This is a genomic window from Pseudobythopirellula maris (assembly GCF_007859945.1).
GTDB lineage: Bacteria > Planctomycetota > Planctomycetia > Pirellulales > Lacipirellulaceae > Pseudobythopirellula > Pseudobythopirellula maris.
The window spans coordinates 181,821-203,453 of sequence record NZ_SJPQ01000001.1; the positions used below are offsets into that span (position 1 = coordinate 181,821).

Sequence of the window (21,633 nt, forward strand, 5' to 3'; positions counted from 1 at the left end):
GCTGCGGCGTGGCGGGATCTTTAGCTTTTGCGCACCACCTTCCGATTCTGACAACGGGAGAGGCGGCTCCTAATAGCTATCAAGCAGCTCCGGGATCAAGGTTCCGGTGGCTTCTCGAATTCAATGGATTGAATCGGATAGGAACGGAGTCATGACTCGCTTTTTTAAGGTTTGCAGCACGCTCACGATTTTTGGTGCGTTCTGCGTATCGACTCCGGTCCATGCCGCAGACCTCCAGGCGAGCCTTTCCGATGCGCTCGCCGAGATCGGCCCCGCGCAGCCGGCCGACGGCATGCAATACGTCACCAACACCGTGGCGTTCGTCACGCCCGCGAGTTGCTGCGAGCCCAGCTGTGAGTGCGATGAGCCGAGCTGTGGCTGCGAGCCCAGTTGCGGCTGCGAAGACCCCTCGTGCGGCTGCGAGGCGGGCTGTTGCGGCTCGGGCTGCTGCTGTGTAGCGGGCCCCTGTGGTTGCTGCCCGGCGGCCAAGAAGGCCCCCAAGCCGAACCCGTGCGCCGTCTCGCACAAGGGTGTCTACTACGCCAACGACTTCAGCTACCTCAATAAGCCGTGCCACAAGCATTGCTGCTTGGGCGACAGCCTGAAGCAGATGTCGTTGGGCCCCTGCGGCCAGTACGGCAAGCTCGACATCGGCGGCGAGCTGCGGCTCCGCTACCACGACGAGCACGGCATGGGCCGCGAAGCGGGTAACAACGTTGGCTTCCGCGACACGGACAACAACTTCCTGCTCACGCGGCTGCGTCTGTACGCCAACTACAAGGCGAACGACTACCTGCGTTTCTACGTCGAGGGCATCTACGCCGGCCTCAACAGCGAAGCCGCCTACTTGCCCCGCCCGATCGACGAGAACTACGGCGACCTGCTCAACGCGTTCGTCGACGTGAAGCTGACCGATTGCCTCACGGCCCGCTACGGACGCCAGGAGCTGCTCTACGGCGCCCAGCGCACCGTCTCGCCGCTCGACTGGGCGAACACCCGTCGCACGTTCGAGGGCGCCAAGCTGATGTACGCCAAGGACGACTGGAAGATCGACGGCTTCTGGACCGAGTTCATGCCCGTGGACGCCGACGACTTCGACTCGCCGGACGACGACCAGCAGTTCTACGGCATGTACAGCACGTACACCGGCCTGGGCACAACGACGGCCGACATCTACTACCTTGGCTACAAGAACGAGACCTCGAACTTCGACCTGCACACGGCCGGCCTGCGGATGTTCGGCCCCATGAAGTCGTGTGACGGCTGCGACCGCGGCTGGATGTACGAGGTCGAGGGCGCCTACCAGGGCGGCTTCAACGCCGGCACGGACCAGGAGGCGGGCTTCGCCACCGGCGGCATCGGCAAGAAGCTCAACGCCCCCTGGAGCCCGACCGTATGGGTCTACTACGACTACGCGTCGGGCAACCCGTCGGCGGCGGTCAACAACTCGAACAACGCCTACAACCAGTTGTTCCCGCTCGCGCACAAGTACCTCGGATTCATCGACGCGGTGGCGCGGCAGAACGTCGAGTCGCCCAACATGCTGATCACGATGAAGCCGACCAAGAAGCTCAGCCTGCTGGCGTGGTACTACTACTTCATGAGCAACCAGTCGGGCTCGACCGTGCCGGGCGTGGCGATTCCGAGCGGCGCGGCGAATCAGAACACGTTCAGCGACCACCTTGGCAGCGAACTCGACCTAGTGGCCAAGTACGCCCTCAAGCCGCGGACCGACATCTTGCTGGGGTACTCGCACTTCTGGGCCGGCAACAAGATCACAGCGCCGGCCGAGGACATCGACTTCTTCTACGCTCAGTACTCGCTGCGATTCTGAGCGAGGCACTGTCTGAGAACTGCTCTTGCCGGATCGCGGAGGAGTGTCGCAAGCTGAGGTCATCCGTTTCGATTCGGCCCCGTCGTGCGATCACGGAGTCGCCCCTCGGTCCGGCGCTCGGTGTTTGGCCGCACGACGACGCGTTGCTCTTACTGCTGCTCGACGGCGGCGACCGCAGCACCGCGGAAGAAGACTCGGCGGAGCCCGCGTCACGCGATGAGGCCCTCGGGGACGCCCTTAAAGAAACGGACGACTGGGAAGAGCCCACGGCGTTGCAGCAGGCGGGCGTAGGGCGTTGGTGATCATCAGCCACGGGCTTACTACGCACCCCGGTGCTAAACTCTCCGGTACATCAAGATGTCGTCTGCGTAGCGGCCTTCGCCGAGCTTCACCTCGCCCACCCGGCGGCCTTCTACGACGAACCCCCTCTTCTCGTAGAGGGCGATCGCCCGGGCGTTCGACGCGATGACCGCGAGGCTGAGTTTCTCGATCGTTGGATTGGCTACGGCCCACGAGACGAGCGTGCAGAGCAGCAGGCCGCCGATGCCCCGTCCTCGCCATCTCGGTGTCACTCCCATGCCGAGCACGCCCCGGTGCGCAAGACGTGCGTGCGGGCCGGTGCTCATGTGCAGGCAGCCGACCAACTCGCCACCCGACTTGGCCGCGCCCCTCTCGGCCACTATGCACAACCAGTCGGGGTGGTCGAGATGCCGGCGTATCATGGCTTGTTGATCCTCCACCGACGCCGAGTGCTCTGCGAGCAACCGGATCTGCCCCTCGCCATCCGTGAGCAGTTGGCGTTGCAACTCGATGACCGAGGCGGCGTCTGTTTCGGTGGCCGAGCGGACCGTTACGCTAGCCCCGTTCTTGCACACAATTTCTGTGGTCGCGAGGTTTGCCATTGGCTTTGTGTGCGTAGGTAGGGTCGCCATTCCGTTACCCTGGCAGTCTAGCCCCACCCATAAGTGAAGTCAGCCACGTGCGTAGCTAATCCCGCAAGCATAAGATGAGGCTGTCATCAAAAATAATCTTCGCTCAGCCGCCGGCGAGCTAAATCATCTTTCGATTCGCGCAGGCGAAGTTCCCATTCAATGGTTGGCCGCCGGGGACGTGTGGAGTTATCCTATAGCCTCGACCGTTCGGGGAGATCGCTGCTGGCGAACGCTCCTCTCACTCTTCAACCATATCGCGCGTCGCAGCAGTCGCTCGGCTCCCGCTCATCCCTCTTGTGCAGACCGTTTCCATGAAATCGCTCCTCCGCTCTTTCGGTGTTTGCCTTCTCTTCGTTGCGGCATGGGCCAACGCCGAGTCGCCCCGCTACCTGACGCCCGGCATCTACACGGCCGACCCCTCGGCGCACGTTTTCGACGGCCGGCTGTACGTTTACCCCTCGCATGACATCGAGTCGGGCATTCCCCAGGATGACCTCGGCAGCCACTTCAACATGCAGGACTACCACGTCTTCTCGATGGACTCGGTCGACGGCGAGGTGACCGACCACGGGGTCGCCCTGTCGGTCGAAGACGTCCCCTGGGCCAAGCGGCAGATGTGGGCCCCCGATTGCGCGCACAAAGACGGCAAGTATTACCTTTACTTCCCGGCCAAGGATTATGACGACGTATTCCAGATCGGCGTCGCGGTCAGCGACAAGCCGGAGGGCCCCTTCAAGGCCGAGGCCGAGGCGATCCCGGGCTCCTACTCGATCGACCCGTCGGTCTTCGAGGACGAGGGCAAGTACTACCTCTACTTCGGCGGCATCTGGGGCGGGCAGTTGCAGCAGTATCGCGACAACCAACGGACCGGCGCCGACCAGGAGCCCGCCAGCGACGAGCCGGCGCTCTGCCCCAAGGTGGCGTTGCTCGACAGCTCGATGCGTTCGATGGCCGAAGAGCCGCGCGACGTGCTCATCCTCGACGAGAAGGGCGACCCGCTGCTAGCGGGCGACAACGCCCGTCGCTTCTTCGAGGCGGCGTGGGTCCACAAGCACCAAGGCAGATACTACTTGTCCTACTCGACGGGCGACACGCACAACATCTGTTACGCAACGGCCGACAGCCCCTACGGACCCTTCACCTACCAGGGGGTCGTGCTCACCCCCGTCGTCGGATGGACCAACCACCACAGCATCGTCAAGCACGACGGGCGTTGGCTGTTGTTCCATCACGACAGCCAGCCCTCCGGTGGCCAAACCCACTTGCGTAGCATCAAGGTGGCGGAACTCCAGCACGACGAGGAGGGACGCATCGAGACGGTCCAAGGCGGCGAGAAGCAGTAACCTCGGTGGAATAGCTCGTTGGTGTCGCCAGTCAGGTGATAGCCAAGGCTCGAGGCTCTCAGTAAACGTCGCGCACGTAGCGATGTTTGGCGCGCAGGTCGTCAACAAACGCTTTGGCGCGTTCTTCGGTCATGCCGCCGTGTTGGGCCACGACGTCGTGCAACGCGCGGTCGACGTCGGCCGCCATCCGTTTGGCGTCGCCGCAGACGAAGAAGTAGCCGCCCTGCTTGAGCCAGGCGTAGAGCTCCTCGCCGTGCTCGCGCATGCGGTCTTGCACGTAAACCTTCTCGGCCTGGTCGCGGCTGAAGGCCGTGTCGAGGCGGGCCAAGAGGCCGGCGTCGACGAGCCTTTCGAGTTCGTCGCGGTAGAGGAAGTCGCTCGCGGCGTGCTGGTCGCCGAAGAAGAGCCAGTTCTTGCCCGGCGCGGCGGTCGCTTGGCGCTCCTCGAGGAAGGCCCGGAACGGCGCGATGCCGGTGCCGGGACCGACCATGATCATCGGCGCCTTGGGGTCGGCGGGCGTGGTGAAGTCAGCGCTCTCGTGCAGGAACACCCGCACCGTCTCGCCCACGCCGAGCCGGTCGGCGAACATGGTGGAGGCGACTCCCTTGCGGGCCCGGCCGCCGAGTTCGTAGCCGACCCGCCCCACGGTGAGGTGGACCTCGCCGGGGTGCTTCTTGATCGAGCTCGCGATCGAGTAGAGCCGCGGCTGCATCGCGGCGAGCGTCTCGAGGAAGCCGTCGGCCGTTACTTTGGCGCCAGGGGCAAGGGCCAACACGTCGAGCACGTCGAGGTCGTCGATCGCGTCGTCGTCGATCAGCTCGCGGAGCTTGACCCGCTCGTCGGCGTTGGGCGAGAGCTTGATCAAGAGCTCGACGAGCTCCTCTTCGACGTCGCACAGGTTGAAATCGGTGACCAGCGCCTCGCGGAGCTTCTTCTCGCCGTTGTCGGTGGAAACGGCCGCGCCACCGTCGAGGCTCGTTGCGCCGAGGACCATGTCGACCAACTCGGGGCAGTTTGTGGGGTAAACGCCCAAGGCGTCGCCGACACGGTAGTCGAGACCGCTCCCCTCCAGGTCGATCTCGACATGGGCGGTGTGCTTGCTCGACCCCTCGCCGTTGAGGTTGTACGACGCCTTGAGCTTGGCGGGGTAGGGATTCGAGCGGGTGAAACCGGCCGCGGTTGCCGGCTTAGCCGTTGCTGTGGCCCCGTTGGATGACGGAGCCCCGCCCCCTTCTTTCACCAGCTTCTTGAGCATCTTGCTCGTCTCTTTGCCGCCGGGTGAGCAGAGCGTCAGGCTTTTCTCTTCGCCGCGGGCGATCGCCTCGCTGTACGTTTGGCAAAGGTAGCCGCAGGCACCGCAGTCGAGCTGGGCCATGGCGGCCATCATCTTGCGTTCGATCGGCTTCTCGGCGGCCAGTTCGAGTCGCTCGTCCATCGCCAGGCCCGGGTCGTGCCAGGGGAAGTCTTCCTCCTCTTCCTCAGCGGGAGCCTCGAGCAGCGCAGTCGCCGCGTCGGCGCCATTGCTCTCGACGCCAATCCAGCCGGCCAAAAAGCCGTTGAGCCACGCACGCTGCTCGTCGTTGAACGGCGCCGTCTCGGGGATGATGGATACGCTCATGGTGCTGCTAAATAGGGTTCATTTATCGAACCACAAAGGAACGACGGAACAGAGTAAGGAAAGGAACCACGACGACACGACGAGCACGACGCAAGAAATTTCTGCAAAGCAAATTCGTCGTGCTCGTTGTGTCGCTGTGGTCCAACTCTTCGTCGTTCCTTGGTTCCTTCGTGGTTCGCAATCAAGCCACGGAGACCGCGGCGAACAGCTCTTTCAGTTGGTCGATCTCGTGCCGCGAGGTGAACTCGGCGAAGCCCTCTTCGGGCGAGGCGCGGTGGTCGAGGTAGGCCTGCAGCATGCCAGCCACGACGGCGGGGCAGTCGTCTGCCTTGAGCTTGGGGAACAGCTCGCGGGCGATCGCCCGGCGGACGCCGTAGCCGCCGCCCACGAGCAGGTCGTAGCCCTCGACCATGTCTTCGCCCTCTTCAACCTTGGCGCCAATGAGGCCGATGTCGCCGATGTAGTGCTGTGCACAGGAGTGGTGGCAGCCGGTGACGTGGATATTGACCGGGTGGTCGAGCTCGATACGCTCCTCGACGTAATCGGAGATCAGCATCGCGTGCTGCTTGGTGTGCGAGGCGGCGTACTTGCAGCCGGCCGCTCCGGTGCAGGCCACCAAGCCGGCCCGCACGCTGCTCGCCCGCCAGTCGAGCCCGAGGCCCTCGACCAGCAGCTTGGCCTCTTCGAGCCGCTCGTCGGGCAGGTTGGCGATCACCAGGTTCTGCCACACGGTCAGCCGGATCTCGCCGTCGCCCAGGCGGCTGGCGATGTCGGCCAAGCCACGCATCTGGTCGCTCGACATCCGGCCGACCGGGAAGACGACGCCCAGGTAGTTGAGCCCCGGTTGTGCCTGCGGGTGGGGGCCGATGTGCGCCGTGCGGTCGTCGCTCACACGCGGCTTGAGGCGGCCGTCCGGCACGCGCCGCAGCTCGCGGCCCATCTCCTTCTCGACCTCGGCGATGTATTTGTCGAAGCCCCAGTCGTCCAGGACGTACTTGAGGCGCGCCTTGTTGCGGTCGGTGCGGTCGCCGTTCTTGATGAACACCCGCACGATGGCGGCGGCGACCGGCACGCACTCCTCGGGTTTGAGCACCACGCCGGTCGGCCGGGCGAAGTCCCTGTGGCCGGTGATGCCGCCTAGGGTGAGCTGGAACGCGACGCCCGACAGGTCGTCGCCCTCCCCCGCTTCAACCTCCACGGCGGTAAAGCCGATGTCGTTCGTGTCTTCGAGCGAAGCGATGCGGCCGCCCCCTTCGAACGCGATGTTGAACTTGCGCGGCAGGCCGTACATCTCGCGGTTGGCGAGGATGTAGTGGTGCATCTCGCGCGCCAGCGGCAAGGTCTCGACGAGCTCGGTGGGGTCGAGTCCGCTGAGCGGGCTGGCGGTGACGTTGCGGATGTTGTCCGAGCCGGCGCCTAGGTTCAGCACGCCGAGGTCCCTCAGGCCCATCAGCACGTTTACGGGGTGTTTAGCGGGGATCTCGCGGTACTGCAGGTTCGCGCGGGTGGTGATGTCGGTGTAGCCGCCGGCGCAGCGGTCGGCGAGGTCGGCCAAGCCCTTGAGCTGCCACGAGTTGATGGCGCCCCCCGGGAACCGCAAGCGGCACATGTAGGAGTCCTGCGCCGGGGCGACGTAGAACATGCCGTAGTATTTGGTCAGGAAGACGTCGGTCTTCTTGGGGAACTCGCCCGCGGCGGCGCGGTCGCGCATCTCGTCCCACATCGTGAGCGGGTCTTTGTCGCGTTTGGCTTTCTCCTCCGCGACGAGCTTGCCACCGGCGGCGGTCTGGCGGTCTTGAGCCTCACGGTGGATCGCCTCAGGCCCCGTGGGGGCGCCGCCGGCCGGCGCGGCGCCGCCGAGGGTGACCGTCTGCCCCGCTGGCCCGCCGGAGCCGCTCACCACGGGCAGCCCCTGCACTTTGCGCGAGACATCGGCCCCGAGGGCGAAGCCTTGCAGGTAGCTTTGCTGCTCCGGTGAGAAGCCGTTTGATTCGTTGCTGTCGCTCATTTCGCCGCCTTCTCGATGCTGACCGCGCAGTCTTTGTAAGAGGGTTGGTGCGAGTAGGGGTCGAAGTGCGCCAGGGTCAGCTGGTTGGTCACGTCGTAGTGCATGGGGATGAACAGCTGGCCGGGCATCATGGTGGGCGAGACCGTCACGCCGACCTCGATCCGCCCCCGCCGCGACGTGAGCGCCACGCGGTCTCCGGTCCGGAAGCCCTCTCGCCTGGCGTCTTGGGCGCCGATCTCGACGTACGGCTTCTGCGGGTAGAGCTTGCGCAGCACGGCCGACTTGCTGGTGCGCGTTTGGGTGTGCCACTGCGAGGCGGCGCCGCGGCCGGTGAGCAAGAGGTAAGGAAACTCCTTGTCCGGCGGCTCGGGCATCGGCCGCGGCTCCTCCCACAGGAAGCGGGCCCGGCCGTCTTGGTGACAGAACCGCCCGTCGGCGAACAGCCGGCGTTGCTGATCGACATCCACGGCCTTCTCGGTGCAGGGCCACTGGGCGCCGCCCGCGCGGTCGAGGTCGGCGTAGTCTTCTACGCCCGTGATGTCGCTTGGCAGACCGGCCGAGAGTCGCTGGATGATCTTGAAAGCGGCTTCGGGCGTGGTCCACTCCTTGAACATCTCGCCGCAGCCCCACGCCTCGGCGATGAGCCGCAGGATCGAGAAGTCGCTGAGCGCCTCGCCCGGCGCCTTGCGGACCTTCTTGACCACGCCGAACCGGCGCTCGCTGTTGATGAAGGTCCCCTCCTTCTCGCCCCAGCCGGCGGCGGGCAGCACGAGGTCGGCCAACTGGGCAGTCTCGGTCGTGTGGTACATGTCTTGGACCACTAAGAAGTCGAGCTTTCCCAACAGCTCCCGGGCGTCGCTTTGGTGGATCCAGGAGTGGGCCGTGTTGGTGCAGAGGATCCACAGGCCGCGGATCTTGCCCTCGCGGATCCCCTCCATGATCTGGTGGTAGGGCCAGCTGTCCTCGGTGGGGATTTTCTCGACCGGGATGCCGAGCACGCCGGCCACGTGCTGGCGGTCGCCCTCGTTCGTGAAGTAACGGCCACCGAGCAACCCGGTGGTGTTGCTCCACAGCCGCGAGCCCATCGCGTTGCACTGGCCGGTGATGCTGTTGGCGCCCGTGCCGGGGCGGCCGATGTTGCCGGTCATCAGCGCCAGGTTGATCAGCGCCTGGGCGATGCGGGTCCCCTCGTAGTTCTGGTTGACGCCCATCGTCCACCAGAACGACACCCGTTGCCCCTCGTGGATCGTGCGAGAGAGGGCTTCGATCGTCTCGACCGCGATGCCGCTCGCCTGGGCGGCGCGCTCGGGCGTGAACGCCTGGACGAACTCGGCGAAGCCGTCGTAGTCAGCCGTATGGGCGTCGACGTAGCCGCGGTCGACCCAGCCCTCGCGGATCAGGACGTGGGCCACCGAGTAGAAGAACGCCAGGTCGCTCTTGGGTTTGATCGCCAAGTGCTCGGTCGCCGAGACGGCGGTCTCGGTCCGACGCGGATCGACGACGATGATCTTCGGGGCGTGTGGGTTGCGGCAGACACGCTCCCACATGATCGGGTGGGCGACGCAGAGGTTCGAGCCCACCAGCACCATCACGTCGGACTCCTCGAAGTCCTGGTAGGTGTACGGCGGGGCGTCGTAGCCGAACGACTGCTTGTAGGCCGTAGCGGCGGTAGCCATGCACTGGCGCGTGTTGCCGTCGCCGTGCAGCATGCCCATGCCGAACTTGGCGAGGCTGCCGAGCAGGGCCATCTCCTCGGTGACCAATTGCCCGGTGCTGAGAAAGGCGACCGATCCCGGCCCGCTCTCGGACTGGATCCGCTTGAAGTTGTCACAGAATTCGTTGAGCGCGACGTCCCAGGCGGCCGGCTCGAGTTCGCCGGTGGGGCCTCGCAACAGCGGCGTGGTCGCGCGGTCCGGCGCGTCGAGCACGGAGAGCGCCTCCCAGCCCTTGGGGCAGGCCATGCCGAGGTTCACCGGGTACTCGGTCGTGGGTGACAGGTTGACCGCCTCGCCCTCCTTCAGGTGGATCTTCAGCCCGCAGCCCGTCGAGCAGTAGCCGCAGACCATCGTCGTGGTGGCGTCGGGCTTGATCTTGGCCGGCACCTGACCGAGGCCGAACTCGCCCGGCGTGCGTAACAGGTCTCGCGTCAGCGAGCCGCCGATCGGGTTGTGCACGATGCAGCGCAGCTTCTCGGCGACGCCGGTCGGTTCGGTCTGCTGGGTAGGCGCGGTGCTCATGACTTGATCCCGCCGGGCATCCTGAGGGGAACGACCGCGGAGAAGTACAGGTAACGCTCGGCGATCTCACCGGCGAAGACCGCCGCCAACGCCATGCAGGCCAAGGTCGCCCCGGGCACGCCGCCGATCGTGGCGGCGCCCAGAGTGAGCACCAAGCCGCCCAGGGCGGAGCAGGCGAACCGCAGGGCGGTTTGCACGCGCATCGGCCCGACCATCAGGCCGGCCGACATCGCCAGCGGGTGATCGGGCTTCACCAGCCAAAGCATGAGCCAGGCGTCTTGCAACAGCTTGATCACCGAAGCGGTCGCCACGAGCAGAGCGAGCATGGGGCCAACCACACCGACCGCCTGGTCACGGACGGCCTGGGTGACGCACCAGGTGGCGAGCGTGGCGCTGCCGCCGAGCGTGAGCGGCGTGAGACCGAACTTGAGGAAGGTCATGGCGTGGCTCCAAAGGACGCGACGGGTAAAGATGTAGATCATGGCCGAGCAGAACACGCCCGCGGCGCCGACGGCGATGGCGGAGAGCTCCGTGGGCGCCCGCAGCCAGCTGACCGGAACGGGGACCCAGGCCAGCACCGGCTCGGTCCACGCGCTCGGCACGAGCGGCAGCGCGGCGAGCAGCGTGGCGGCGATCGCCGCCGGGGCGAAGCCGCCGAACACGAGCGCCTCGCGGCTGAGCCACGAGTGGCGCCAGCCGAGGATCGCCCGGAAGGCGTACAGCGGCCGGCCCAGGTGCAGCGGCGCCAACCCGAGACCCGCCAGGCCCATGCCGGTGGCCAGGGCGAACGAGGCGGTCTCGAACCACGGCGAAGAATCAGCGGCGAGCCAACGCGCGAGCGCGGTGAGCGCCACCCCGCCGACCGACGCTTGTGTTAGAACGAGCATCACCAACAGCGGCCAGTGGGCGTGCTGCGGCTCAACGACGCCGCGGTCGGCGCCGATCGCCGTGGCCGACATCGGCCTCTTGCTTCGATAGACGGTCGTCGGCTTCGTGAAGTCCGAAGGCGGCGTGCCGGGGAGCCACTCCCCCTCGAGCCCCACCCGCTTCGATTCCTCGACGCTCACCACCGAGATGCGGATCGCCTGGTTCGGGCAAGCCTGCACACAGGCCGGCGCCTCGCCCTCTGCGAGCCGGTCGTGGCACATGTCGCACTTGCGGACGATGCCCTTCGACTCGCTGTACTGCGGCACCTCGTAAGGGCACGCCATCGTGCAGTACTGGCAGCCGAAGCATTGGTCGTCGAGGTGGCGCACCACGCCGGTGACCGGGTCTTTTTCGTAGGCGTTCGTCGGGCAGCCGGCCAGACAACCCGGGTCGACGCAGTGGTGACACGCCGTCGTGATGTGCTGGATGATCGGCAGCGCGCCCGTCGCTGCTGCGGCGCCCGATTGCGAGCCAAAGTCGTTAAGCTGCCCGACCCAACGCCAGGTCTCGCCCTCCTCCAGCCCGTTGAGGTGGTGGCACGCGCTCACACACGCCTTGCAGCCGCTGCACGCGTCGAGGTCGACGTCGAACGCGTATTGCTCGCCCTCTCCGGGGGCCGTGAGCGGGATCAGGTCGCGGTAGTACTTTGACTGGGCCGGGGCGACGCCCGCCTCGTGCGCGTCGGCGAACCGCTCCACGGGTGTCATCCGCTGCTGCTCATCGAGCAGCGACCGCACCGTTGGCGCGCCATTGACCACAACGCCGCTGTGGCCGTTGCCGGCGTGCGGAGGTGGCGGATCGGCGGTGAGCGTTTCGGGGGGCATGCCTAAGCGGTGTGCTTCCTTTAGCGGATCATCGTGACGATCGCGGCGATACGCTCGCCTTGGTAGAACGGCAAGGCGACGCCGGTGTTCAGCCCGTACTCGCCGAGCTGGTCGCCGCGTCCCGGCTCGAAATCGGGCAGCCGCGTCGATACGAGCGGCGCCCCGGTCTGGGCGGCTCGGCCTACGAGCCCCTGCCCCGGCGCTAGCCGCATCGTCGCGCTTGGGGGCCCCAGGTCGACGAACGGCCCATACACGCCGCTCGCCAATCGCCACACCGTGCCGGTGGGCGATGACCCTTCGGCTGGCGCCCAGATCTCGAAGCAATGGGCGATGGGCGTCTTGGCGGCCGAGAGCATCAGCACGACCGAGTCGATGTCGAGCGTTCCACGCATGATCGGCAGGCTCAAGGCCGAGGCGAGCCCCTCGGCCTTGGCGCCGGCGGCGCGCATAAATTCTTTCGACGCGCCAACGTTGCCGATCAACTGCGGGAAGCGAGCTTCCCGCGTCTTGCCAGGCAGCCCGGCGCCGCGCGGGAACTTGACGTACTGGCTCACTTTGCCGAAACGTTCGAGATTGGCGTGATAACCGTTTTCGAGGCTCAGCTCGTCGCGGTCGTTGCGACGCCACACCTCGAAAGCGCCCTGCGCATTCGAATTGTGGTCGCAGAGAAAAACGACCACGCCGTGCAGCCGCTCGCCGCTGAGGCACGGGATAGCGATGCCGCTGGTGAGACCCGCCTCGCGGGCAGTGTGGTCGCGTACAAAGCCGGCTTGGAACAGGTTGTCGAGCAGCACCGGTGAGCGATCGGCCCACGCCATGCCGGGCAGGCCTTCTCCGGGGGCGAAGGTGATCGTCGCGCTCTCGGCCTGCAACGCTTGGTGCGGCCCGTAAGAGCCGCTGGCCCATTCGAGCCGATCTCCGCTTTCGGTCGGTCGCCACACTTCGACCACCGGGGCCAGCTCACGCGCGGCACCGCCCAGCGTAGGTTGGGTGGCCGTCTCGTCCATGATCGTGATTCCGCCGTAAGTCGTCATATCCCGTCTGCTGGGCCTGGGGGGGAGGATGCTTGCCTGGAAATCGGCGCCTGCGAGCGACGCCTCAAACGGCCGCCGCCAGCGGCGTCTCTTTGTTCTCGCGGGCGATCTCTCTCGCCGGCAGTTCGTGCGTGGTCGTGGTCATCGCCTGGAACACATGCATCGTGCCATCGTCGTTGCTCGAATCGTCGCCGCTGTGGTCTTGCTGCTCGAGGAACGACACGAGACTGCCGCGCAGGTCGTAGTACATCGGGTGCTCGAGCACCTCGCTCCGCACGCGGGGACGCTCGAACGGCAGGTCGAGCAGCTGACCCACCTTGGCGGCCGGGCCGCTGGTCATCATGCAGACACGGTCCGACATGTAGATCGCCTCATCGACGTCGTGCGTGATGATCATGGTGGTGATCCGCTCGCGGTTGAGGATGTCAATGATCACGTCTTGCAGGTCCATCCGCGTGAGCGAGTCGAGCCGGCCGAACGGCTCGTCGAGCAGCAGCATCCGCGGCTTCAGCGCGATCGCCCGGGCGATGCCGACGCGCTGCTGCATGCCGCCGGACATCTCACGCGGGTACTTGTTCATCGAGTCGGCGAGCCCCACGGCGGCCAGGTAGTGCTCGCAGATCTGACGACGTTCCGCCTTCGTGCCGTGCGGGTAGACCTGGTCGACGCCCAGCAGCACGTTCTCGAGCGACGTGAGCCACGGCAGGAGGCAGGGCGACTGGAACACAACCGCTCGGTCAGGCCCGGGGCCCGAGATCTCGCGCCCCGCCACGGCGATGCTGCCGCCCGAGGTCTCATTGAGACCAGCGACCATCGTCAGCACCGTGCTCTTGCCACACCCCGAGTGGCCGATGACGCTCACAACCTCGCCCTTACGCATGATCAGGTCGAAGCCATCGACCACCACCACGTCGTCGGCGTACGGGTTGGGGTACGCCTTGGTGAGATTGAAGATCTCGACGTATCGGTTGTCGTTTGTGTTAGACATTCAGAAGCCGCCCACGAATAAAGACGAATAAGTAACGAATCGAAGAACAGTTCAAGCATTCGGTGGCAGAAAAACCGGTCGTATTTGGAGTGTGTGTGGAGAGTGAGGGTTGAGTGTCCATAAAGCCTTGTGATTCATTTGCCGCAATTTGCGCGTTTTCGTGGGCTATTTTCTTCAGCCCACAAGATGCACCGGCTCGCCCGGCAGCACCGGCTCGAGGTCGGGCAGCGGTGTCTCGGGCCGGATCACGAGTTGCTTGGCCTCGCTGTTGATCCGCAGCATGTAGTTCGTCACGTCGTTGCGCAGGCGCTTGAATTCGGGGTTGAAGTTGAGCGTCGCGCGGTCACGCGGCCGGGGGAGCGTCACCGGGAAGTCTTGTCCCAGGTACGAACTCGGCCCCGGGGTGAGCGGCACGATGCGGTCGGCCATCAGCACCGCCTCGTCGACGTCGTTGGTGATCATCACCACCGTCCGTTTGTCTTCTTCCCAGATGCGGATGATCTCGTCCTGCAGCACCGCGCGGGTGAGCGCGTCGAGCGCCGAGAGCGGCTCGTCGAGCAGCAGCACCTCGGGCTGCATCGCCAACGTGCGTGCCAGCGAGAGCCGTTGCCGCATGCCGCCCGACAGCTCGCTCGGCAGCTTGCTCTCCGAGCCGGTCAGGCTGACCATGTCGATGTAATGCTGCAGGTAGTTGCGGCGTTCGGCGCCCGACTTGTCGGGGAAGACCTGCTTCACCGCCAGTTCGATGTTGCCCACCACCGAGAGCCACGGCAGCAACGAGTAGTTCTGGAACACGATCCCCTTGTCGGGCCCCGGCTTGCTGACGACCGCGCCGCCGATCCGAACCTCGCCCGAGTCGGGCTTCTCCAGCCCGGCCAGGAGCGAGATCAGCGTGCTCTTGCCGCTGCCCGAGAAGCCGATCACCGCGACGAACTCGTTCTCATCGACCGACAGGTTGGCCCCCTCCAACACCTCGTATCGGTTGGAAGGAGGGCCGAAGCCGAAGTTCACGTTGTCGAGTTCGAGGTAGGACATGGGGGGTAGCGGTCAGCTCTCAGCGATCAGCTCGTGGAAGGGGCAAATAGTTTGCTTGTCACAAAAAACTGACAGCTGATCGCTGACAGCTGAACGCTCTCCTAGATCGCCGTCGGCGCGCCGTCAAAGCTCACTAACCGTTGGAACACGATCATCATCCGGTCGAGAGCCAAGCCGATCACGCCGACGATGAACACCACCACGACCATCTTGGCGAACGAGTCGCTGGCGCCATTGTTGAATTGGTCCCACACGAACTTGCCGAGGCCCTCGCTCGAACTCAGCAGTTCGGCGGCGATCAGCACCATCCAGCCGACGCCCAACGAGATCCGCAGACCCGCGAACACCAGCGGCAACGCCGAGGGCAACACGATCTTCAGCAGCCGGTCCCAGAACCCCAGTCGCAGCACGCGGGCGACGTTGATGTGGTCCTTGTCGACGCTCGCCACGCCGAACGCCGTGTTGACCATTGTGGCCCACAGCGAGCAGAGCGCCACGGTGATCGCCGAGGCGATGAACGCCGGGTTGATCTGGTACTGCCCCAACCACGGCAGGTCCCACAGCCACTGCATCAGCGGGTTCTTGTCGGGGTCGGGGATGAAACCGCCGACGATGATCAGCGCCACCGGCAGCCAGACGATCGGCGAGACCGGTTTGAACAACGCGATGAACGGCGTCATCGCCGCCATGAAGGTCTTGGATAACCCGCACAGAACGCCGATCGGGATCGCGATCGCCGAGCCGATCAAAAACCCTGTGAACACGCAGAGCACGGAGCGCTTGATCTGGTACGGCACGGTCGCCGGCTTGGCGTAGGCCGACTCGTCGATCCGCTCGATGCGGTCGGCGCTGCGAACCACGCCGGTGGCTGCCTTGTACAGCCCGTCGGGGTCGGCGGCGTAGAGCTTCGCCTGGGCCGCCTCGAGTCGGGCCTCTTCCTTGGCGACTTTCGTCTCGCGGTTCGCACGGGTGAGTTGGTCGCGCATCTTGCCCAGATACTGCCGTTCCTCGGCCACGGCCGTCTGCCGGGCCAGGGCTCGCTCGACCACCGGGTCTTTGTAGCCGCGGACGAGCGACTCCTCGTCTTTGATCACGCGCAGCGCTTCTTTCGCCTCGTCGTTTTTAAGACGGTGTTCACGCACCAGCACGACGTAGGCGTCGCGAGCCGTTTGGTCGCCGTCGGCGGCAGCCGCGGCGGCCGTTTCTAGCTGAGCCTCACGAGCGGCTTCTTGCTGGTCGAATCGGGCTTCGGTCTCTTCAAGACGCTCTCGGATCGGATCGATCTTCACGGCGAGCGCCTCGGCCGCTTCGGCCTTAGCCTCGGTTACCGCCTGATCCGCCTCTTGCTCAACCGACTCCAGGGCGGCAAGCCGTTCTTCGACCTCAGCCAGCTTCTTCTCGCGGGCTGCGCCGGTGAGATTGAACGCCGCTTGCTTGTCATTCTCCCGACGGTGAAAGGCCCAGATTGAGCTTGCCGATTGCCAGGTCTCGACCGGGTTGGGCAGCTTGCCCGCTTTGGTTTGGATCCGCTCCGACACGAAGAACCAGGCTAGAACGAAAGCCGCGATCGCGAGCAGCGGCACGACGATGTACTGGCCGATCTTCTTGATCTGCTTGTCACGCTCCTCGCCGTAGCACAGCAGCACCACCGGCGTGAGGAAGTTCAGTCCGGCGATGTCGATCGCCTTGATCAGCTTGTATTTCATTGCGTCCGAGCGAACGGCCTGGGGTTGGTTTCTCCTTCCCCCCTTGGGGGAGGGAGTAATGGAATCAGTCCTTGTTGCCGATGGCGTGCGAGTTCAGGTACTCGATCGGCTTCTTGCCGTCGTACGAGACGCCGTCGATGAACTCGTTGGTGGGCGGCTTGTAGCCGTCTGCGCCAAACGGGAAGTCGCTTTCCTCGGCGAGCCCCTCGTCGATCAGGATCTGGGCCGCCTCGAGGTAAACCTCGGGCTTGTAGACTTCTCTGGCGGTCTCGTCGTACCACGAGGCGGGCTTGGGGTCGGTGATCTGGCCCCAGCGGCGCATCTGCGTGAGGAACCAAACGCCGTCTGAATACCACGGGTACGTTGCGTGGTATTTGAAGAAGACGTTGAAGTCGGGCATCGCCACCTTGTCGGTCTTCTGGAAGAAGAAGTACCCGGTCATCGAGTTCTTGATCACGTCGTAGTTGGCGCCCACGTAGTCGGGCCGCGACAAGATGCGGGCCGCCTCCTCGCGGTTGACGAGATTCCCCTCGTCGTCGGTCTCGTCGAGCCATTTGCCCGCCAGGATCAACGCTTTGACGACCGCCAGGTGTGTCTGCGGGTTCTCGTCGGCCCAGTCCTGGGTGACGCCGAACACCTTCTCGGGGTTGTTCTTCCAGATCTCGTAGTTCGTGACCACCGGCACGCCGATCCCCTTGTCGACCGCGGCTTGGTTCCACGGCTCGCCGACGCAGTAGCCCTGGATGTTGCCCGACTCGAGTGTGGCCGGCATCATCGGAGGCGGCGTGACAGAGAGCTCGACGTCGGCGTCGGTGCGACCGCCGATGTCGCTCTTGGTGTACATGCCGGGGTGGATGCCGGCGGCCGCCAGCCAGTAACGCAGCTCGTAGTTGTGCGTCGAAACGGGGAACACCATCCCCATCTGCAGTTTCTCCCCCTCGTCGAGCTTCTCGTCGACGATCGGCTTCAGCGCGTCGGCAGAGATCGGGTGCTCCGGCTCGTCCGTGTCGAGGTCAGGGTCGTTCTCCTGCATCTGCTCCCAGATGGAGTTCGACACGGTGACGCCGTTGCCGTTCAGGTCCATCGTGAAGGCGGTGATCACGTGGGCCTTGGTGCCAAAGCCGATCGTGGCGGCGATCGGCTGGCCGCTGAGCATGTGGGCGCCGTCCAACTCGCCGTTGATCACGTTGTCGAGCAGCGTCTTCCAGTTCGGCTGCGCAATCACCTCGACCTGCAGGCCTTCCTCTTCGAAGAACCCCTTTTCTTTAGCGATGACGATCGGGGCGCAGTCGGTGAGCTTGATGAAGCCGAACTTCAGTTCGTCCTTCTCGACGTCGAGCAGGTTCTTCTCGGCGAGCGCCTGCACGCCATTTGTGCAAACCCCCAGGGCGAGGATCGCGAGGCGGATCCACCAAGCGTGCGTTCGTCGTGGTCCAATCACCGGGGGATTCCTCGTGACTCAGATAATCGATGGATGGTTTCGCGGTGCAGCGGCGCCATGTGGGCGGATCGCTTAACCGATCTCTCGCCGGTCGCTGCGTGCTGCGATAAGCAATTGGTGCGCCGCATCCCATTCAGCGCCCGGCCCGGATCGAGCCATATTCGAGAAATCCACTAGGAATAGCTCAATTCTCAGCTCGTAAATACCGAACAAGAATCACCCGAATCGGTCGGCGGCGCTGCGCGCTAGTAAGCTGTGCTGCCCGTTAATTGGGCGGCGATTCCCACCAGACAAGCAAATGTTAATCGCGTGGCGCGGTTCTTATTTGCTTGGAGCCGAAAGTGAAGGAGGCGTTCACACCGTCGCCACGAAGCCATCGCTCGCGAGCGGACCACACGCAACGGATCACGAATCTGCGCCTGCTCAACAACGCCATGCTCAGTAGGCCCATGGCGACACAGTCTTTACGACGCAGCACCCGGGCGCGTCGCCTTGCACGCCAGAAAAGTCTGCGTGTAATGACCGTAAAACGCCGGAAAAGCGATTCTCGGTCTAGTCGCTTAGGGTATTATTAATGGGTTTCCAATAGCCGTTTGCTATTGATGCGATTGCGTGATTCAGCCGTCATTAGGGGCTCCTGCTCAATGGAAATGCACCAGCTTCGTTACTTTGTCGCCGTCGCCGAGGAACGCAACTTCACTCGCGCGGCCGAGACCTGCAGCGTCGCTCAGCCGTCGCTCAGCCAGCAGATCATCAAGCTCGAGAAGGAGCTCGGCCACAAGCTGTTCGACCGCCTCGGTCGCCAGGTTCGCCTGACCGACGCCGGCCGCCTGCTCTACGGCCGCGCCACCAGCGTGCTTGAGGGCCTCGAGAGCACCCGAGAAGAACTCGCCGAGCTGGCGGGCGCCGGCCGCGGGCGTGTTTCGGTCGGGGCCATGCTGACCGCCGCCCCTTACCTGCTGCCCCCCGTGCTGAAGGCCTTCGGCCGCTCGCACCCGGAGGCCGAGGTGATTGTGCACGAGGGGATGACCGACCGGGTGCTCGAGGAGTGCAAGTCGGGGGCGCTCGACCTTGCGCTGTTGGCGATGCCGGTCGACGACGACCAGCTCCACGTCGAGCCGCTGTTCGAGGACGAACTGCTGCTGGCCGTCCACCCGAAGCACCGTCTGGCGACCAAGAAGCGGGTGACGCTCGAGGACGTGATGGCCGAGCCGTTCATCCTGCTCGACCCGATCCACTGCCTCGGCAAGCAGGTGCTCTCGTACTGCCTCGGCAAGGAGTGCAAGCCGCGCGTCGCTTGCCGCAGCTCGCAGATCCTCACGGTGCAGGAGCTGGTGGCGCTCGATTACGGTGTGAGCCTGCTGCCCGCCTCGGCGGCGGCGGCCGATAAGTCGAAGTCGCGCTGCTACGTCTCGCTCTGCGGCGCCAGCCCTAGCCGCTCAATCGCCCTGGTCTGGCGGAGAAACCGTGTGCAAAGCGGCGTAGTCAAGGCGTTTGCCGACGAGATCCGCCGGCGTTGGACCTCATGAACGCCACTCAAACAGGCGCCACGCCCTGTTTTGGGAAAAACCCTATACCCCTTATTGGGATACGACTAGGCTACTAATCCAGGTGCTTTCAGACGTTGGATCGCCCGGGCGGTGGACTTTTCTAAAGGCGGGGAACGGCGTCGCTGCGCCGCCCTGCCATGCAGCTTCTCTTGGAGATCAGGCGATGCGTGGCGATCACTTCTTCGGGCGTGGTGGGCTCTCGGTGCGGAGCGGTTGGCTCATGCCGGCCGCGATCGTTGTCGCGGCTGCGGCCGGTCAGGCCCGGGCCGGTTACGAACTCGAGCTGGTTGTTGGCGGCCTCAACAAGCCGATCTTCGCCACCCACGCCCCCGGCGACTCCGACGGCCTCTACATCGTGCCGCAACGCGACTCCGGCCATGGCGCCGGGATCGGCACGGGCACGATCGTCCGCCACGACCTCGCGACGGGCGCCACCACCGACTTCCTCCAGGTCACCGGCCTCGACACCGACACGCAGGGCGGCCTGCACTCGCTGGCGTTCCACCCCGACTACCAGCCCGACGTCGAGGGGAGCAAGTTCTACCTGATCGCCCTCGAGCCGAGCCCCACCCCGCAGATCGCCAACAACACGCTCCAGGAGTGGGTGCTGGGCCCGGCGGGCGCGCCGCAGTTCTCACGCACCTTGATGCAGTTCCCCGGGCTCGAGACCAACGACGCCACCCACGCGATGGACTGGATCGGCTTCCGCCCCGGCGCTGTGGGCGACGAGCGCGACTGGCTCTACATGTCGGTCGGCGACGGCGGCGTGCAGTCGAACGACAGCCACTATGTGAACAACCCCCAAGACCTCAGCTCGATGCGCGGCAAGATGCTGCGGCTCGACGTCGGCGGCGCCGACGACCGCCCGGGCGACCCCGACCGCAACTACGGCTTCACCCCGACCATCTACTTCGGCGACGACGAGGCGAACGACGGCGTGCCGGGCGAGACCGCCCCGGAGGTCTACTACTCCGGCCTCCGCAACCCCTGGCGGGCGAGCTTCGACCGCGAGACGGGCGACCTCTGGATCGGCGACGTCGGCCACGGCGGCGCCGAGGAGCTCAACTTCGTCGCTGGCGGCGTGATGGGACTCGACGACGGCGGCCAGTCGGCCGGGCCTGGCGCGGGTGTCGAATACGGCATCGACTTCGGCTGGCCCCGCCGCGAGGGCGACGAGCCGGGACGCTGGGGGCTGGCCAACGACGGCGGCCCCCTCGACCCCGACGGCGAGGGGCCCCGCCCCGAGTCGATCGACCCGGTCTACGCCTTCACCCGCTCGGGCGACCCCGAATCGATCCGTTCGATCACGGGCGGCTACGTCTACCGCGGCCCCGACCAGCACCCGGCGCTGCAGGGCCAGTACTTCCTCGGCGGCTTCGACTTCCCCGAGGCCAAGGTCATGGCGGCCGACTTCACGCCCAACGCCACCGGCTTGGGCGGCGACATCAGCTTCGACATCATCACCCCCGAGCTGCAGGCCTCGATCGCCGGCCAGGGGCTCGAGCTCGTGCAGCTCTCGTCGTTCGCCGAGGACGCCGCGGGCAACGTCTACCTGATCGACTTCGGCGACGAGTGCAGCAGCACCAGCGGCTGCTCGGCCGAGACCGGCTGGACCGGCGTGCTCACGGAGTTCGGCACGGGCGAGGTTTACCGCTTGGTCTACGTGCCCGACCCGAGCGAGGGCGACTACAACAACGACGGCATGGTCAACGCCGCCGACTTCACGGTTTGGCGAGACCACCTCGGCGAAGAGTTCACGCTGCTCAACGAGTCGGTTACCCCCGGCGTGGTGACCGAAGAGGACTACCAGGTGTGGGTCGCCAACTTCGGCTCCATCTCGCCGCTGTTCAGCGAGGCGTCGAACGCGACGGTTCCCGTGCCGGCGGCGGCCTTCTTGCTCGCTCTGGCGGTGGGAGCTTTCAGCGTTCAGAGAAGAAAGCTGATTGCTGATTGCTGATTGCTCTCCAACCCATCTCTCCACGCGGCCAAAAGTATTTCAGAAACGCGCCGCTCGGTCGCCGTTCAGAAATTTTCGTGCGCATGGGACCAAGCGATCGGCTTGAAAAACGCAGCGGGGCGGCTTCGGATGGCGTGATCGGGCGAAAGAACGCAGCGGCCGGCGTCGATTCACACCCCTGCGGCGCCCAATTGTATTG

Annotated in this window: 15 protein-coding genes; 5 read left to right on the plus strand and 10 right to left on the minus strand. The window is 65.3% G+C overall.

Annotated features, from left to right (window positions below; all coding sequences use genetic code 11):
• Positions 1 to 151 precede the first annotated feature (151 nt).
• Both Mal64_RS00710 and Mal64_RS19550 read left to right on the plus strand, forming a co-directional pair.
• Entirely contained in the window at positions 152 to 1,834 is a 1,683-nt protein-coding gene (locus Mal64_RS00710) for an alginate export family protein (protein WP_146395701.1), read from the plus strand.
• 143 nt (positions 1,835 to 1,977) lie between these two features.
• A complete protein-coding gene (locus tag Mal64_RS19550; protein ID WP_197525304.1) occupies positions 1,978 to 2,136 on the plus strand; it encodes a hypothetical protein in 159 nt (52 codons plus the stop codon).
• 33 nt (positions 2,137 to 2,169) lie between these two features.
• Here the strand turns inward: Mal64_RS19550 and Mal64_RS00715 are convergent, their stop codons facing one another.
• Entirely contained in the window at positions 2,170 to 2,736 is a 567-nt protein-coding gene (locus tag Mal64_RS00715; protein ID WP_197525305.1) for a GNAT family N-acetyltransferase, read from the minus strand.
• Between the two features lie 341 nt (positions 2,737 to 3,077).
• Here Mal64_RS00715 and Mal64_RS00720 point away from each other — a divergent pair, with 341 nt between their 5' ends.
• Complete coding sequence (locus tag Mal64_RS00720; RefSeq protein WP_146395706.1) at positions 3,078 to 4,109, plus strand: glycoside hydrolase family 43 protein; 1,032 nt, start codon at positions 3,078 to 3,080, stop codon at positions 4,107 to 4,109.
• 58 nt (positions 4,110 to 4,167) lie between these two features.
• On the opposite strand, the gene Mal64_RS00725 is transcribed toward Mal64_RS00720, so the two are convergent.
• From Mal64_RS00725 to Mal64_RS00765, 9 genes are all read right to left on the minus strand, one after another.
• Positions 4,168 to 5,727, minus strand: coding sequence for a sulfite reductase subunit alpha (locus Mal64_RS00725; protein WP_146395709.1), 1,560 nt, complete (start codon positions 5,725 to 5,727; stop codon positions 4,168 to 4,170).
• A gap of 181 nt (positions 5,728 to 5,908) precedes the next feature.
• Positions 5,909 to 7,735, minus strand: a complete 1,827-nt coding sequence (locus tag Mal64_RS00730; RefSeq protein ID WP_146395711.1) for a NirA family protein — start codon at positions 7,733 to 7,735, stop codon at positions 5,909 to 5,911.
• On the minus strand, positions 7,732 to 9,972 hold the full coding sequence (locus tag Mal64_RS00735; RefSeq protein WP_146395714.1) for a molybdopterin oxidoreductase family protein: 2,241 nt from the start codon (positions 9,970 to 9,972) through the stop codon (positions 7,732 to 7,734). Before Mal64_RS00735 ends, Mal64_RS00730 begins: the two co-directional genes overlap by 4 nt.
• The gene (locus tag Mal64_RS00740) at positions 9,969 to 11,723 is read right to left on the minus strand and encodes a DmsC/YnfH family molybdoenzyme membrane anchor subunit (protein ID WP_146395717.1); all 1,755 of its coding nucleotides are present in this window, start codon (positions 11,721 to 11,723) and stop codon (positions 9,969 to 9,971) included. The genes Mal64_RS00735 and Mal64_RS00740 overlap by 4 nt, the downstream gene beginning before the upstream one ends.
• A gap of 20 nt (positions 11,724 to 11,743) precedes the next feature.
• The gene (locus tag Mal64_RS00745; RefSeq protein ID WP_146395720.1) at positions 11,744 to 12,757 is read right to left on the minus strand and encodes a GAF domain-containing protein; all 1,014 of its coding nucleotides are present in this window, start codon (positions 12,755 to 12,757) and stop codon (positions 11,744 to 11,746) included.
• 64 nt (positions 12,758 to 12,821) lie between these two features.
• Positions 12,822 to 13,745 carry an ABC transporter ATP-binding protein gene (locus tag Mal64_RS00750; protein ID WP_146395722.1) on the minus strand — a complete coding sequence of 308 codons (924 nt, stop codon included), beginning with the start codon at positions 13,743 to 13,745 and terminating at the stop codon, positions 12,822 to 12,824.
• 174 nt (positions 13,746 to 13,919) lie between these two features.
• Positions 13,920 to 14,780 (minus strand): ABC transporter ATP-binding protein, encoded by an 861-nt coding sequence (locus Mal64_RS00755; protein ID WP_146395725.1) that lies wholly within the window; start codon positions 14,778 to 14,780, stop codon positions 13,920 to 13,922.
• A gap of 101 nt (positions 14,781 to 14,881) precedes the next feature.
• The gene (locus Mal64_RS00760) at positions 14,882 to 16,486 is read right to left on the minus strand and encodes an ABC transporter permease (RefSeq protein WP_146395727.1); all 1,605 of its coding nucleotides are present in this window, start codon (positions 16,484 to 16,486) and stop codon (positions 14,882 to 14,884) included.
• A gap of 64 nt (positions 16,487 to 16,550) precedes the next feature.
• Complete coding sequence (locus Mal64_RS00765) at positions 16,551 to 17,882, minus strand: CmpA/NrtA family ABC transporter substrate-binding protein (RefSeq protein WP_391570408.1); 1,332 nt, start codon at positions 17,880 to 17,882, stop codon at positions 16,551 to 16,553.
• Between the two features lie 695 nt (positions 17,883 to 18,577).
• On the opposite strand from Mal64_RS00765, the gene Mal64_RS00770 reads away from it, so the two are divergent.
• Together Mal64_RS00770 and Mal64_RS00775 are read left to right on the plus strand one after the other, a co-directional pair.
• Entirely contained in the window at positions 18,578 to 19,456 is an 879-nt protein-coding gene (locus tag Mal64_RS00770) for a LysR family transcriptional regulator (protein WP_197525306.1), read from the plus strand.
• 184 nt (positions 19,457 to 19,640) lie between these two features.
• Positions 19,641 to 21,434 carry a PQQ-dependent sugar dehydrogenase gene (locus Mal64_RS00775; protein WP_146395734.1) on the plus strand — a complete coding sequence of 598 codons (1,794 nt, stop codon included), beginning with the start codon at positions 19,641 to 19,643 and terminating at the stop codon, positions 21,432 to 21,434.
• The last annotated feature ends 199 nt before the right edge of the window (positions 21,435 to 21,633 follow it).